The sequence below is a fragment of the Coleofasciculus sp. H7-2 genome, from assembly GCF_042747725.1.
In the GTDB taxonomy this organism is placed as follows: Bacteria; Cyanobacteriota; Cyanobacteriia; order Cyanobacteriales; family FACHB-T130; genus FACHB-T130.
Window position 1 is genome coordinate 1 of record NZ_JBHZGO010000023.1, and the last position, 16340, is coordinate 16340.

A 16340-nucleotide genomic window follows, 5' to 3' on the forward strand; every position below is an offset into this window, starting at 1 on the left:
CGTCGTGCGTCAGGCAAACTGGAAAAGGCTTCCACAATGGCAAGCGTTCTCATAGCTCGATAAGAAAAATTCGTTGAGCTTTAGCTTACTGGATTTCACCCTCTCTGTCTAGAATGAAATAGCCCTGCCCCTTACCAGGTAGGGAAGGGGCTGTTCTTGTTAGGTTTTTTGAGCCAACTGAGAACCGCTAATAGCGGCTGTTTGTTCAGGCTTTTGAAGCCATTTTGTCCGCACAGGTTCCAGTCAAACAAGCTCGATCCAAAGTCACGCCAGTCAAGTTAACACTATCTAACTCAGCGCAGAGCAAATTTGCTCCAGTCAAATTTGCCCCGGCAAGATTTGCACCCCGCAAGTCTGCTTCTTCTAGATTCGCTTCACTAAGCAAAGCGCCCCGTAAATCCGCTTGGCTTAAGTCTGCACCTTGCAAATTGGCACCGCTCAAGTTAGCACCCCGCAAGTCAGCACTCCGCAAATCCACGCCTTGCAAGTTGACGCTCATCAAGTTAGCACCGCTCAAGAAGGCACCGGCAAAAGACGCTTGCGTGAGTTTCGTTCCCATCAAGTTAGCGCCTCGCAAATTTGCACCGCGCAAGTCAGCACCGGATAAGTCAGCTTGCATCAAGTTAGCGCCCAGCAGGTTCGCCCGCAAGTCAGCGCCTGTTAGTTGCGCTTCGATTAAATTTGCACCATCGAGACGGGCGCGTTCTAAGTTGGAGCCACTAAAATTTGTGCCAACGAGGTTAGCACCGGCGAGATTGATGCCTCGCAAATCTACTCCTGAAAAATCTTCGTCTTCTAAATCTGTACCTTGCAGTTGCTTGAGTTTGCCGGAACGAATTGCTTGAATGTCCATTTTAAGGATTGAAGGATTGCGAATGGGGAAAAAGTTTTAAGTTGTAAGATTTGTGGTTATCGCGTCTGAGTTTTGCATGAAAGAACTATCTTTTCAATCAAAACTCATAACTTCCATTACCCATTCCCCATTAATGAAGGTTGCACGGCTGTACCGCCATAGAGATTTGCATCCAAGAGCCACATTCCCGCCGTCACTTTGGTTGGCGTGACAGGTAGACTCAAACCCTGTTGCATACCCATGACGAGGAGTGATAGAGTTTCAACCAATTTGGGATCGAAGCGATCGCCTTGTTGTTGCCGACACTCTTCTATAGCTTTTGATAAATTCTCTTCGCTGTCGGGATTGGCATTTCTCGCTTGCACGAGTCGCCACTGAAAGTCTGCGACTAATCCCAAAATTCTCGATTCCAAGGGAATTTCATCACCAGCTAACCCGGCTGGCTCACCCGTGCCGTTCCACCACTCGGTTTGGTGAGTGACGATTTGGGCAACTGCCCGCAGTTGTGACATTCTTCTCAATACTTGCGCTCCCGGCACCAATGGACAAGTCAGCGCATAACTGGGTGCATCCTCGTCGTAGCGACTCGACTTAGCAGCAGCCAGAACACTTTCCGCTCCCTGCATCGGATCGATGCGGTGCAGCAACCCGGCAAGGCGCAGGCGTTTCATCTGCCAAGCGGGTAAATCTAGTAGTTGCCCTATCATTTCGGAAAGTGCCACCACTTCCGCTGCTGCCATTGGATTGGTAATATCTGCCATATCCATCAGCTGCGCCATCCGCAAGAATGCCTGAATTTCATTGGAAACTAAATTCCGATCCAGCGCTTGTTGGCGAGATCCAACGGGGATGTCTAGATTTGTGCCAGTCGATATATCTTCTTGCCCATGCTGGAGATACTCCACCACGGAAGACACCACTGAACTTAGATTCTCTGGGGTTGCTAAGGATGGCTGGATTGACTCTTTACAGGCGATGAGTTTTTTCTCTAGTTCCGGGTTGTAGCGACCAATATGGGCGATCGCTAAATCCACCGTCTCTTTCACCAACTCTGGCTCAAACGTCCACAAACCATAGAACTTACGCTCCAAATCTGACGCGGGTAGCCCTGCTGCACCATAATCTTCTTCTGAAATCTCTTGACAAAGCACCATTGCCGTGTATGTTGGCGAAAAGATGATTAAGTGCCATTCTTCAGCCACCGGGTCGGATGTGTCTAATGCCACTATATCTACATTGGGCAGTTGGCTGGTGGGGTGTTCGGTAAACCCCGTATCCGGTGACGCCATGATGGCAATCTGACGCGATTTCTGTGCAATGTCCCTATAGCGATCTGCTTCTTGCAGATACCATTTGCCTCTTTGGAAGGCGGCGATGGTCAAGGGGGAACTGTCCTCAGTTAAGATGTGGTCTTCCAGGGCATGACACAGGGCAACGAGGGTGTTTTTGTAGTACACCCCAAATCGAATCGGTCTTTTACTCGATCTGTGGGCAACTTCTAGCTGTTGCAGAATGGAGCCTTCTAACATAATTTTGGTTTTATTAAATGAACCGCAAAGACGCAAAGAACAAGGAAAGAAGAGAAATGCAGGCTAGGGTGGGCAATGTCTACTTAGCAATTCATGAAACTAAGATACAGTAACTAGGTGTTTTTCTTTTGACTGAATAGGTGCCGCGAGGGCTTCTTCTAAGTCGGCGCAACCAAGTTTCTCCTCTAGAATTTTCATCACTTCTCGACCGAAATCGTTAGGATTTTGTTGCCATGCTTGCAGGCAAACTTCACCGAAGAATGAGCCGAGGGGTTCTGGATTCCAAAGTAATTTTTTAGCTGTCCACGGCATTATACTCATCGGGTTGTATCCTGGTTTAAGGATATTCTTATCGAAGGCATATTCTTCTAAATGAGTATGGGGTTGTAAGCCAATAAAGAAGATTGCCGGTTCAACTTTATCCGCACCAAAGATTCGCTCTAGCTCCCGGTGATAGGCAATGGTTTGGCGAATTGTTTCATGAGTTTCGTCTATTACATTAAATGAGTAATTGACGGAAACTAAGTCGTTGAAGCCTGCTGCTTTTAAGTCGCGGCAATTTTCTAAGACTGTCCGCAGGTTATAGCCCATCCGCATTTTCCGCACAAGTTCTTGGGAACCGCTGGTGATGCCGATTTCAAAGTAGTTCATGCCGGTTTTCGCCATCAAGTCGCATAACTCAGGCGTTAAATTGTCTGCCCGAATATAAGCTGCCCAATGGATGTCTTTCATCCCAGCGTCGAGGATTTTCTGCAATAGCTCAATGGCGTCATCGATAAATTTCCGAGCTGGGATAAACTGAGCATCGGTAAACCAGAAGTTACGAATTCCTCGGTCATAAAGTTGTTGCATCTCGGCGACAACTTCATCGGCTGGGTTAATCCGTACCTGCTTGCCCTCAATAACTGTATAAATGCAGTAACAACAGTTGTGGGGACAACCCCGCTTTGTCTGCACGCCGACATAGAAATCTTCGTCTTGCAGATAATATTGAAACTCAGGCCAAATGGTTTCGATGTAGTCGTAATTGCAGGCGGTTTTTTCGATATTAGTGGGACGTTCGTGGATCATGCGATCGCGTGGCGTTGTCTCTCCCACCACATAGCATCGTTCATCCCGAAAATCTTGCCCTCGCAGCATTTTTTCCAGCAGCGCTTCGCCTTCACCCACCGAAACAACTGTCCCGGATGGCAGACTCTTACCCAGCTGTTCGTAAAATACGCTCACAGCACCGCCACCGACAACGGCTTTGGCTTCTGGATGATATTTTTGAGCGCGTTTGAGTCCCCGTTTGATTAATCCCAGGTTGCGCCAGAGTTCGGTGTAGTATGCCGTGGTGACGCGCAGCCCTCCCAGTGCCCCGCGCAATTTCAGCAGCGGATTTTTGGCGTAGTAAAACTCAAAGGCGTGCTGGAGTGGGTTGCCACCTCTGCCTCCCACGGGCGCATAAATCTGAATATCGCGCCAGGAAAATACCAGTAGTGTGGGTTTGAATTCATCGACACAAGTATCCAACGCCCCAGTGAAATCCAGAGGCGGCACGGTTCCCAAGTCAAAGATCCGCTGTTCTACTTCTGGGAATTGCTTGTGTACGTGATCGGATAAGTAAACCACTCCGATGGGGAAAATCGGGTTGCAGGGGAGGCGGACGTAGAGAATTCGATTATTCATCGTGGTTTTTTGTATCTAAATTTACTACTACTGAGATCGAAAGCGACAAATGCGATCGCTTTCTCAAAAATTCTTCTGACTAAGACTTGCTCTCAGGATTTGAGCCATGTTGGGTATCTTTAGCGACTAGATGTGAATCCGCCATTGACCCGCAGGAATTACTGGCGACAGCAGCACCTCTGTATCTATAAATGAAATGATTCTGAAAGGTCTTTATATAACTTTACGATAACATTTACTATCCTCAGTCTCGCCCTGATTTTGGTTCTGGAGGCGAAAAAGGGAACGCAACGCTGCAAAAATCGCTCCAAGATCGGAAGTCTATTCTCGGCAGCAAGCCGAAATTAAGCACGAATTCATTGCCGATCCTGAAGAAATCTTTACTTCGCTGGCATTTTCATCTAGCAAAGCTGGCATGAGGCGTGGGGAAGGTGTTTTGACAGGGAGTAGTGGCCCAAGTCGGAGGCTAAGGCACGGGGAATTGCCCTTACAATCGCAAGTAGCAAGGATTACTAAAAGTGGAATTTTTGCCTCTAACTTTGGGGAGATATCTCACCAAAATACTCAGTTGGTAGTCGTGTTTACAACAAGCCGGGATCGCCCAATGTTAGCTTAGTTATTGTAATCTTCAACAGTGGCGCAAAGCTCCTCGGCAGTTATGGCTCAAATACTCGATCCCCTTCCTTCTGGTAACAGCGATCGCATTCTCTGCTGCTACGTTAATGCTACAAGCCACATTCAAATTGCTCGGATTAGTAATCTTCCGAACTGGTACTTTGAGCGGGTTGTCTTTCCAGGACAACGCTTAGTGTTTGAAGCAATACCAGAGGCTCATCTGGAAATTCATACAGGGATGATGGCGAGTGCCATTCTTTCAGATAAAATTCCGTGCGATCGCCTGTGTATCAACGAAGGCAATGATTCCGAGTATAATACAATCGACCTACACGATGAGGAAAAAAAGGCAATAAACGATAACACCCGGAAGCTTGAAATCCAGAAAAAAAGAAATTTAGAAACCGTAGAATCTTTAACAACCGCTTATATTGGCTAGTTTTGCTGGGAAAATTCAGTAATTTTAGGGTTGTCATGAGCGACAACTCTTTTTTATGGGATTTTCAGCGATTAGCGATTAGCTTTTAGAGGAATTGACTGGTAAATTCTCGTATACTTAGGTAGACAAATTCTTTTTTTTCTCACTGATATAGCAGTCCTAAATGATTCGTGAAAGCAAGATCCTAGGGCAACTCTTACGAAGTCGGGGATCTCAAGGGCTGGTATCTCACCACTAAAATAGGATTGCTATAGCGCCAAGCGAACAGCTTAAGATGAAAAGTAGATGCGGCTGTAGCTGAATGTAAATAAGTAACGAGTGAATCTACCTTCCTTTCTCTGGCTCTGGAAAATTGCTGCGTGGTCGATGGGCTTGTCTCTGTTAGCCTACCTATTGCTGGGAGTCACTGGCAGTTGGATGTTTGCGGCTCGTCAGCAAAGAAGTTCGCAACCGCGATGGTTGCGTCTTTTTCACTACGCTACTGGCGCAATTCTGGTGGCTCTCGTCTTGCTGCTGCTAGCCATTGGGGTTGTCGGCACGTTAGGTCATTATGGCAGCCTCGCTCACTCGGCGCACTGGATTGCCGGTTGGGTCGTGGTGGTATTAGTGTTGCTCTCAGCGGGAAGTGCAATTCTCATTAATCCCAACCGAGCTTGGGCGCGTTCGGTTCATATTGCAACCAATCTGGTGCTATTGGTGGGATTAGCCTGGGTTTCGCTAACCGGCTGGAGCGTGGTGCAAAAGTATTTACCTTAGATTTAACTTAGATTTAATCTTTCTAGTTGGATGACAATTTTTCTGCTGAAGAAACCGGCGAATAGGGGTAGGTTTCCCCGCCTCTACTTTTTCAGGACAACCCGCTCAGGACTTACGCAAAGCTTATACATATAGCGTTTTTTCGGGTTCAATCCCCCTGTGGTTGCCCTCAGATGTAGTGATGTTGTGTAAGTCCTGCCGCTGAGAAATCCGTCGGTGGGGTGAGTGGAACTGACAGAAAATTCGTGAAAATACACAAAGTTATTTCCTTGAGCTAACAGCTTAGGGTTTTTGACTAGGCTAAGATGAACTAAAGTAAGCCTTCACCCCTAATCGATGCGCGATCAAATAATCCCTGGCGTGATTTTCGTAGTAGCTCTGGCTATTTTTTTAGGCGGTATAGTGGGCGTGCGCTTCCCCCTCGGTAGTCGGAGTGCGAGCCAAGTGCTTCCTGCGGGTACTCAAACTACAACACCATCGCCCTCTCCTACGCCGACCGCTACTGTTACCCCAGCGCCAACCGTAACCCCTACGGGAACAATCCCTACAGTAACGCAACAGCAACCTGCAACTCGCAGCAGTCCGTATACCATACCAGCCGAAGAGATACCACCCGAAGAAGAGCCGGTACAGGCGCTGTGGTAATCGGTTTTTAGAAATTAGAAAAGAATGCAACGTGGGATGCGCTCTCTACGGAATTAGTGTAAGCGATCGCATTCACATCGCCCTAAAGTCTTATCGATCGGCAATTTCAGTAAGACAAGCGCGATCGCCTTGGTTAATCTCATAGAAATATATGCGGCTCTAAGTTCCTGCAGAACGGGAACTTAGAGCCGCAGATGCCTGTAACTTTGATAAGGACAAACCTTCTTATAAGACTTTTAAATTTATTTTTTTATTCTACAATTAGATTTAAATAATTTACGACCTATTGTTAACCAAGATATAATTTAAATTAGCTAAAATTATATTTATTTATTTGTAGGCAAATAGTTATGAAACGACGGCACTTTCTCTGGTATTCCCTAATATTAATCACCAGCTGTACGGTAGCAAGTAACCCTAATGATAGAGATTCGCCTTCATCTGCACAAAATTCCCCTGAAAAGCTTCGATTTACAGTGACAGATATTCAAAGTCTTGAACAGTTGCAGCGCGATTATGGGGAATTGCGAATGGCACTAGAGGAGGTACTGGAAAAGAAAATTGAGTTTGTCCCCGTTGAAAGCTACACAGCAGCAGCCGCCGCCTTACAGTCCGATCAGCTAGATTTTGTTCTCACAGGTCCCTCGGAATACGTGGTGATGCGTGCAAGGACAAACGCAGTTCCTGTCATCGGTATCACGCGACCCAACTACCATGCAGTTATCTGTGTCTCTGCTAACAGCAAGATCAAGTCAGTAGCACAGTTAAAAGGTAAAAAAATTGCCATGTGGCAGGTAGGATCGACCAGCGGTTATCTTGGTCCCACCAAGTTTTTGATAGACGCTGGATTAGATCCTAAATCTGACATAAAAATCCTCATGTTAGGAAGTAAGGGACTACCCGCCTTGAAAAAAGGTGAGGTTGATGCTTGGGGAGGGTCTGCTGTTAAGTATGAGAAATTCCTCCGAGATGAAGGCTTATCTGAGAGTGAGTTACCACTAATAGTGAAAGGACCGCTTCTTCCCAACGATTTATTTGTTGCCAGTAGTAAGCTCGATCCTGACTTCGTTAAAGAGATGAGTGAGCGCGCAATTAAAAATCAGAATAAACTGATTCAAAGTCTTTTATCCGTCGAGGAAGGTAAGTACAAAGGCTCTCAGTTAGTTGCGGCGAATGATGCTGATTACAACATGATTCGGGAGGTCTATAAAGCCATAGGACAAGGCAGTTTTGTTCAATAGGTTTAATCACTTGATTCGACTCTTTTGGGGATATTTGGTTTATGCTTTTTAAAACCTTTAGACTTTCCTCAAAGAGTCTCCAAGGACACGGGTTGCAGATAAGCCTAACTTTAGATAGCCAAGGGAATACCTTGAAATTTCCTACAAACTGGATAGGACGCTTTATTCCGCACTTGAGTATAGCCAAAAAAATTGGTTACGGCTATTCTTTGGCTATCGGCATAGCAGTTCTAGGAACAACGATTGGTCTAATTAGTGGAGATTACTACGAAAAACAGGCTCAAAAGCAGCTAATAATTGCCGAGAAGCAGCAAAACCTCCTCAGTAATTTAGAAAATGCTGTTGGCGAAGTGCGATCGCACCCACAGCGGCTGGTTACTGTACTAGGAGAATCAATTTGGTTTGACTACGAAACTGCTAAGTTTTTTAGAAGTGTTAATCGGATCGAGGCACTGTTAACTGAATTTAATTCTTTTATAGATAGCTACCCCGATAACTTAGCAACAAAGGCTACAGAGTTAAAAGATTTATTGAAGGGTTATGAAACAAATACCGAATCCTACACTTACTTAATTAAGTTACTCTGGCAGCAAATCGAGCCAGCTAACTTGAAACCAGAGGAGATTTCGGTAGCACAGCAACAGTTGTTGAATTCTATCAGAAGCACAACAGCAACTAATATCACTGTTAAATTCGATCGACTGGCAGAGAGTTTAACTGGGTTGAAAGAAACGGCAGAATCTCAACAGATGCAAGCAAGAAACCAGCTTGAGCAAGCACAGATACTCAGGCTGCAAATTGTTGTTGGGAGTATGCTGCTGTCAGTTACGATCGCGGTAGCGTTGGCGATTATTACTACTCGTGCGATCGCTCGTCCCCTAGAAGCCGTCACTCAAGTTGCTAGAGCAATCACCCAAGAATCTAACTTTGACCTCCGCAGTCCGGTCACAACTGAGGATGAAGTGGGGTCATTAGCAACCTCTCTAAATTGTCTGGTGCAGTGGGTAGGAGAATATACCCACGAACTAGAGTTAGCTCGTCAGACACTAGAGGAGCGAGTAGAACAACGAACTGAGGAATTGACACAAGCGCTCCAAGAACTTCAACAAACCCAATCTCAACTCATTCAAACTGAAAAAATGTCCAGTTTGGGAGAGCTAGTTGCTGGCATCGCTCATGAAATTAATAACCCCATCAATTTCATCTACGGTAATTTGGAACACGCTAACGTTTATACGCAAGAACTGCTTAATTTAGTACATCTCTATCAGCAGCAGTACCCCCACCCTACCCCTGTCATTCAAGAGGAGATTGAAGCAATTGACCTGGACTTTCTTACAGAAGATTTTGCCAAAATACTGTCTTCTATGAAAATGGGTACTGAACGTATCCGGCAAATTGTTTTGTCTTTGCGAAACTTCTCCCGCCTTGATGAATCTGAGATGAAACCAGTCGATATCCATGAAGGGATAGAAAACACGCTGTTGATTCTCAATCACCGTCTTAAGTTGGGGATTGAGGTAGTCAAAAACTATGAAGATTTGCCTCTAGTTGAGTGTTACCCAGCTCAACTAAACCAGGTATTTATGAACATTATCAGTAATGCAATTGATGCTTTGGAAGAGGCAAAGAACAAAAAGGAGAGACAGGAAGAGGGGGAGCAGAGAAACAAAGGAGAGTTCCCAATCCCCAATCTAAAATCTAAAATCCACAATCCTAAAATCCACAATCCGCAAATTCTAATTCGCACGGAACGGTTCAACTCTAACTATATTCGAGTGGGAATTCGTGATAATGGTTCTGGAATTCCTCTAGAAATTAGAGACAAGCTGTTTAATCCCTTCTTCACTACGAAGCCGGTAGGTAAAGGCACTGGCTTAGGACTATCCATTTGCTACCAAATTGTTGAAAAGCACAAGGGGAAAATCGAGGTTATTTCGGAGCCGGGACAAGGAACAGAGTTTGCGATCGCGTTGCCTATAAAAACCCACAACTAAGTAGGTAAATGTAAATAAACTTAGGCTCTTGATGGTTCATCGCCATGAACCAAGGCTATTTCATTCTGCTAAAACCCGCCAGGGACTTAAGTCCACGAGCTAATAGTCCAAGTCGTCTAAACACGACTCAAATACTAATGTATAGTCGTCTAAAGACGACTTTAGCTATGAGGCAGGGGTTTCAACCCCCGGCGGATTACTCTCCCCCATTGAGATAGAGCAAAGATGAATCGTGCCTTTTCACCACTCCAACAGTTTCTAATCACTTGGCTGCTCGTTCTGACAAGCGGTTGGGTGACGATTTTGGCTCTGAGATATGTGGGTGAGTTGATTAGCATTTTGCTCACCGCCGGACTGATTGCATTTTTTCTCAACTATGCTGTTGCCGTTTTGCAAACTTTCTTGCCCCGGAGTGTAGCAGCGATCTTAGTTTATTTGATAGCAGCTTTAACGCTGGTACTCATTGCCCTGACTGTAGTGCCGCCAGTGTTTAATCAGGGGCGGCAATTGGTGACAAATTTACCTTCGCTACTGGAGTCTGGACAACAGCAATTAGCTACCTTCCAAGCTTGGAGTGCAGAACACAATTTGCCATTTGACGTGCGAATTTTGGCTTCTGAGTTGTTGGCACGAGTACAAGCGCAAGCCCAAGCGATCGCTACCAGAGGCTTTGGCTTAGTATTAGGCACCTTTAACTGGTTTTTTGACTTAATTCTAATTCTCGTCATTTCATTTTATATGCTCATTGATGGTGAGCGAGTTTGGCAGGGACTGACGAGTATTTTCTCACCCAAAATTAAAGGCGGTTTGACAGAATCACTGCAACGAAATTTGCAGCGATTTGTGTCGGGTCAGGTGTTATTGGGTGTGTTTATGGCGACTACTCTTTCCCTAGCATTTTGGGCATTGCACGTGCCATTTTTCCTAGTATTTGCGGTTTTTATTGGGTTGATGGAAATCATTCCCTTTATCGGAGCAACTTTAGGAATTGCCACGGTTGTCATTGTGGTAGCGTTTATCAATTGGTTTCAGGCGCTGCAAGTCTTAGCCGTAGCGATCGCACTTCAGCAGATAAAAGATAATTTGGTCGCACCTCGCATTATGGGCAATTTGACAGGTTTATCCCCAGTCATTATCTTCGTCTCTCTCCTACTCGGAGGGAAATTGGGAGGATTGTTAGGGGTGATTTTGGCAATTCCCCTAACAGGTGTCGGAAAAAGTCTTGCAGAAATTGTCCTCAATCCCATGCTGCCACCCCAAACCGGATCGTTTTTTCACAACCCCTTTGCCAAGGAAGTCGTCATATCAGCACTTCCTGCGGCTTCCGCTACAGACACGGCAGGTAACGCAACCAAAGCAGAAAAGCAGGGGGCTAATGAACAATAAACTCAAATCTGGCATCACTTTTATGATGACCTTTCATCTCGCCCGAAATTAAAGTTCCGGGCTGATAGCCCAAGTCCACGAAGCGTGGACTTAAACCTTTGTTTGATCTGTATTGTTTGATCTGTATTTAGTCCTCTTGAGAGGACTTTTGTTGTTAGCCAGGGATTTAAATCCCTGGAGGTTGGTGCTAGCGGTTGGTGCTAGCGGTTGGTGCGAATGCAAGATGTGAGATGAACAATTCCCTTTTAATTATTCATTATCCTTAACCCAAGCTTGAATGCGGCAGAGGGCTGTTTCTAACGCAGATACTATTTCAATAACTCCCTCAAGTTGTTGATGGGAGGCGAGTTCCTCCAGCTTTTCTGCATTGTTTCTCATCCCCTCTACTCCGACGTTGGCACTCGCACCTTTGATGTGATGGGCTTCTTTTGCAAGACTATCAAAATCATTGATAGCGATCGCTCTTTTCACCAATTCCAGATGCTCTTGAACTTCCGTGAAGAACATTTGCAACAGTTCCAGCTCAAACCCCGTGCTGCCCTCAGAAAGTCGATGCAGATGTTCCCAATCCACCAAATCTCGTAAAGACGCTTTCTTTGGCGTCTCTACATCTTCCGGTGTGGCAACACCCCCACTGCTGACATTTGCACCCTGAAAAATCACTTCCGCCCAATGCTCAATTACCGCTGATAACTGTTCCCTTGATACTGGCTTACTCAAATAGTCATCCATCCCAGCATCAAGACAGCGTTTGCGGTCTTCTTTCATCGCGTTAGCCGTTAGGGCAATGACGATGGTACGGCGCGAACCTTCTGTTTGTCGCCGCCGAATCTCTCGCGTTGCTTCATAACCGTCGAGAATCGGCATCTGACAGTCCATCAGAACTAAGTCATAAGGAATTTTTTCTAATAACTGTACGACTTCCTTCCCATTAGCAGCGACATCGGCTTCATAACCCAAAGTGCTTAGCTGCTTGAGGGCAACTTTTTGATTAATCAGATTGTCCTCAGCCAGCAAAATTCGCAACTTGCTTTGGGGACTTGGGAATCGGGACTTGGGAATCGGGACTTGGGAATGCTGGGGTGAAAAATTCTTCTCCTCTGCCTCTTTGCCTCTGTCCCTCGGTTCCTCTTGCTTCCCCAAGATGGAGAGAATGGTATCCAGTAAGCGAGATGGCTTGACTGGCTTAATCAAATGGGCAGCAAATCCTGCCTTAGTTGCCCGTTGTGCCTCCCCTCGCTGATCGGCAGAAGTGAGCATAATCAAGGGTAAATTAGCCAGCATGGGATTTCCTTTGATTTGCTCGCCCAAAGTAATGCCATCAACGTTGGGCATTTGCATATCAATCACCGCCACATCATAGGGAATTCCCCACTCCAGAGCTTCTTGCAAAACTCTCATGGCGGCGGCAGCACCATCCGCCTCATCCACTTGCATCCCCCAGTGCGCCGCCTGAGAGCGAACCACTTTGCGGTTTGTGGCATTGTCATCGACCACCAGCAGACGCCGTCCCGCTAGATTGCTAGAAGTGTGGATGGCTGGTGTTATCCGTTGCGCTGGCTTTTTGAATGGCACCGTAAACCAAAACTTGCTTCCCTTCCCTGGTTGGCTCTCAAAGCCAATTTCTCCTCCCATTAAGCTGACGAGCTGTTTGCAGATGACGAGTCCCAAGCCAGTGCCGCTATACTTGCGCGTGGCGGAGGAGTCTACCTGGGAAAAAGGTTGAAACAATTGACTCATGTGTTCTGGGGTGATGCCAATGCCAGTATCGGTGACAGAAAAGCGGATAGTGACCTCCTCCTGTTCGCTCTTCCCAAGAGAATTTGGGGAGGTGTCTGATTGCAGTTCTGCCCTGACCACAATTTCACCGGCGTTAGTGAACTTAATGCCATTGCCAATCAGGTTGGTGAGAATTTGCCGCAGACGACCGACATCGCCTTGGAGGTGGGTGGGAACGTTGCGATATACCAAGGCAGCAATTTCCAGATCCTTCGCATGAGCTTGGGGAGCTAATAAATCTAAGACTTCTTCTACACAGGTGGATAGGTCAAAGTCTAAAACTTCGATATCCATCTCTCCAGCCTCTAGTTTGGACAAGTCCAAAATCTCATTAATCAGGTACAGGAGGGCATCGCCACTAATGCGAATGGTTTCAACAAAATCCTTTTGCTCTACGGTCAGGGGGGTGTCTAAAAGCAGCCCGGTCATCCCCAAAACGGCATTCATGGGGGTGCGGATTTCGTGGCTCATGTTTGCCAAGAAGGCGCTTTTGGCTTGAGAAGCTGACTCAGCTTGGTGACGGGCGATTTCTAGTTCCTGGCGCTGGCGGGTTTCTTCTTCTAGGAGTTGGGATTGAGCCAGGGCAATGCCGACTTGGTCTGCGAGTTGTTGCAACAGTTCGATTTCAAAGCTAGACCACTGTCGGGGCGAGGTGCATTGGTGGGCAATCAGCAGTCCCCAAAGTTGGTTTTTCTGCAAGATAGGGATGACTAATTTTGCCTTGACTGCCAACTGCTGCAAAAATTCCCGATGGCAAGGTGAAATCTCGGCATTTTCTACGTCAGCAACGATCCCGATCTGTCCTTGGCAGTAGCGCTGATGGTACGCTTCGGGGAAGACTTCCGCGCTGAAGGTTTGCCCTAATATGGCGGGTGGGCCAGAAACGACATTTTCGGTGACGACTGTACCCGTTTTATCTGCTCCCAGACGATAAATCACCACGCGATCGCAAGCGAGGGATTTTCGCACTTCCTCTACTGTGGTTTGGAGAATTTCTTCTAGTTGTAAGGACTGGCGAATTTTCAGGGTGATTTCGGCAAATAATTGCGATCGCAAGTTCTGCCGCTTTAATTCCTCTTGTGCCTGTTTGCGCTCAATCCACAGGGCAATCCTGTCCGCTGCAAATTCCAGTGACTGGAGAACGGATTCATTCAGGGGTTGACGGGCAAATATTGCCATCACTCCCATCACAGAACCTTCAACAATTAGGGGATATCCAGCGAAGGCGACCATTCCTTCCCGCACCGCCCATTCTCTGTTAATAATCTGAGGATCGTCTACGACGGAATTGGTCAGGTGGGGTTGGCGATTTTGGGCGATCGCGCCGATTTTAAATTGACCTACGGGCACGCGGCTATAGAAGCCCTCAATGTGCGTGTACATCCCGGCGCTGGCTTGCAACTCCAGCACGTTTTGCTCGCGGTTGAGCGTCCAGATGCGACCGAATGCCGCTTCTAGATGCCGCACCATTGCCTCGGTGCAGCGCTGCAAAATGCTTTGCAACGTGTCGCTCTGAGTGAGGGCAGAATCCACATCGGCGCGAAAGTGAGCCAGACGGACTTGCAGAGCCAATGCTTCTTCTGTTTGTTTGCGCTCGCTAATATCCCGCGTCACTTTGGAGAAGCCGCGCAGTTGTCCAGCGTCATCATATAAGGCGGTCACGACAGCGTGCGCCCAAAACCGCGAGCCATCCTTCCGCACGCGCCAGCCTTCGGCTTCGCTGTTACCTTGAGCGATCGCGATTTCTAGTTCGCTTTGCGCGATCGCTTGTTGATTTTCTCCTGGCTCATAAAAACAAGAGAAATGCTGACCGATGATTTCCTCCGCTCGATATCCTTTAATCCTTTCTGCTCCCGCATTCCAGCTCACAACATATCCCTTGGGGTCGAGCATATAAATTGCATAATCTTTTACCCCTTCTACGACTAAGCGGAAGCATTCTTCGCTTTTTCGCAGCTCCTCTTGCGCCTGCTTGCGACTGGTAATATCTTCGGAAATTCTTAATAAATACTGCGGGTTTCCTTGGGCATCCAAAATGGGTAACTTTTTAGTATGTAATATTCTTAAACCTTTATCTTTTGTCTGTATCTGCTCTTCTGGGATATCTAAAACTTTTCCGGTTGCCAGCACTTCTCGATCTGTGGCTGTGAAGAAATCTGCTTCTTCTTTGGTAAACAAGGCGTAGTCATTTTTTCCCAGTAATTCTTCGGTGTTACAACCAATTAATTCTTGACCCGCTTTATTGAAACGGACAAAATTAAGTTCTTGAGCATCTTTGACGAAAATCATGTGGGGAATATTTTCGACAATTGAGTTCAGAAATGTTTGGGTATTCCGCATTTCTTCTTCACGACGCTTGCGCTCGGTAATGTCATGAGCGACTGCGTAAATCGCTTGCTGTTCGGTCAAGGGCGTTGCTTTCCACAACAGCCATCGGTAGGAGCCGTCTTTGCAGCGGTAGCGATTTTCAAAAGAAATTGTATCTATACCTATAGAAATTTTTTGTGCTTGGGCAATGGTTGCTTCCCGGTCGTCTGGGTGGACAAATTCGATAAAGGGTTGGCTTTGCAGTTCCTCATTTGTGAAGCCGAGAGTCTTTGACCATGACGGATTCAGGCGTTTAAAATAGCCATCCATCCCGGCGATACACAGCATATCGAGAGAGAGGGTGAAAAATTGAAACTGTTCTTCTTGTGCCTTGTCGCGCTGTTCTATCGCCTGTGCCAATTCACGATTATTCCGCCGCAACTCCAGTTGCGTCATCACCTCCCGACTGAGCGCTTGCAGCGCCAACCTCTGTTCGGGACTCAAATCTCGCGGTACGGAGTCAATTACACACAATGTACCCAGTGCCAAGCCTTCTGGTGTCATCAAGGTAGCACCCGCGTAAAACCGGATGTTCGGATCGGAAGTCACTAGGGGATTAGTGGCAAACCGCTCGTCAGCGGATGCATCGCGGATGACCAACAGGTCGGTTTGCAAGAGAGCATGGGCGCAAAAAGCGATGTCACGAGGAGTTTCTTGCGCCGTAATGCCAACTTTTGACTTAAACCACTGCCGATCCGTATCCACTAAGCTAACTACGGCAATTGGCGTGCCGCAGATGTGTGCTGCCAAAAGCGTCAAATCGTCAAATGCCTCCTCAGCACTGGTGTCAAGGATTTCATACTTCCGCAGCGCTTGAATCCGTTCTGGTTCGTTATCAGGTAAAGGTGCTTTCATCTACGTTGTTGAAGGATGGCATCCTAATTTTTACAGGTGTACTCAAAGCAATCCCTATTTGTAAAGTTATTCAAATCGAGGGCGATCGCCATATCTTCTGCTCCGTTATGGCTTCCTTAAGCGCGATCGCCCAAATTTTCTGTTAACATCCGCAAAAATGCCGATTGCCAGAAACTGCTGGAACGTTCTAGATTGCCTTTAGTCAAG

The 16340-nt window shown here is 46.7% G+C and carries 10 protein-coding genes; 6 read left to right on the forward strand and 4 right to left on the reverse strand.

Annotation, left to right across the window (positions count from 1 at the left end; genetic code table 11):
- Nucleotides 1–205 precede the first annotated feature (205 nt).
- From ACFW2W_RS03750 to ACFW2W_RS03760, 3 genes are all read right to left on the reverse strand, one after another.
- Nucleotides 206–853 carry a pentapeptide repeat-containing protein gene (locus ACFW2W_RS03750; protein WP_378173503.1) on the reverse strand — a complete coding sequence of 216 codons (648 nt, stop codon included), beginning with the start codon at nucleotides 851–853 and terminating at the stop codon, nucleotides 206–208.
- A gap of 116 nt (nucleotides 854–969) precedes the next feature.
- Nucleotides 970–2382, reverse strand: coding sequence for a DICT sensory domain-containing protein (locus ACFW2W_RS03755; protein ID WP_378173506.1), 1413 nt, complete (start codon nucleotides 2380–2382; stop codon nucleotides 970–972).
- A 99-nt stretch (nucleotides 2383–2481) separates the two neighbouring features.
- The gene (locus tag ACFW2W_RS03760) at nucleotides 2482–4053 is read right to left on the reverse strand and encodes a photosystem II high light acclimation radical SAM protein (protein WP_378173509.1); all 1572 of its coding nucleotides are present in this window, start codon (nucleotides 4051–4053) and stop codon (nucleotides 2482–2484) included.
- A gap of 658 nt (nucleotides 4054–4711) precedes the next feature.
- On the opposite strand from ACFW2W_RS03760, the gene ACFW2W_RS03765 reads away from it, so the two are divergent.
- The 6 genes from ACFW2W_RS03765 to ACFW2W_RS03790 all read left to right on the forward strand — a co-directional run bounded on the left by ACFW2W_RS03765 (nucleotide 4712) and on the right by ACFW2W_RS03790 (nucleotide 11132).
- Nucleotides 4712–5107 (forward strand): DUF1830 domain-containing protein, encoded by a 396-nt coding sequence (locus tag ACFW2W_RS03765; protein WP_378173511.1) that lies wholly within the window; start codon nucleotides 4712–4714, stop codon nucleotides 5105–5107.
- 318 nt (nucleotides 5108–5425) lie between these two features.
- The gene (locus ACFW2W_RS03770) at nucleotides 5426–5863 is read left to right on the forward strand and encodes a DUF4079 domain-containing protein (protein WP_378173514.1); all 438 of its coding nucleotides are present in this window, start codon (nucleotides 5426–5428) and stop codon (nucleotides 5861–5863) included.
- A 336-nt stretch (nucleotides 5864–6199) separates the two neighbouring features.
- Complete coding sequence (locus ACFW2W_RS03775; RefSeq protein WP_378173517.1) at nucleotides 6200–6508, forward strand: hypothetical protein; 309 nt, start codon at nucleotides 6200–6202, stop codon at nucleotides 6506–6508.
- Between the two features lie 350 nt (nucleotides 6509–6858).
- On the forward strand, nucleotides 6859–7749 hold the full coding sequence (gene phnD, locus ACFW2W_RS03780) for a phosphate/phosphite/phosphonate ABC transporter substrate-binding protein (RefSeq protein WP_378173520.1): 891 nt from the start codon (nucleotides 6859–6861) through the stop codon (nucleotides 7747–7749).
- 41 nt (nucleotides 7750–7790) lie between these two features.
- On the forward strand, nucleotides 7791–9746 hold the full coding sequence (locus tag ACFW2W_RS03785) for a sensor histidine kinase (protein ID WP_378173523.1): 1956 nt from the start codon (nucleotides 7791–7793) through the stop codon (nucleotides 9744–9746).
- A gap of 225 nt (nucleotides 9747–9971) precedes the next feature.
- Nucleotides 9972–11132, forward strand: coding sequence for an AI-2E family transporter (locus ACFW2W_RS03790; protein ID WP_378173526.1), 1161 nt, complete (start codon nucleotides 9972–9974; stop codon nucleotides 11130–11132).
- Between the two features lie 249 nt (nucleotides 11133–11381).
- Here ACFW2W_RS03790 and ACFW2W_RS03795 read toward each other — a convergent pair whose 3' ends face one another.
- A complete protein-coding gene (locus ACFW2W_RS03795) occupies nucleotides 11382–16133 on the reverse strand; it encodes a PAS domain S-box protein (RefSeq protein ID WP_378173529.1) in 4752 nt (1583 codons plus the stop codon).
- Nucleotides 16134–16340 lie beyond the last annotated feature (207 nt).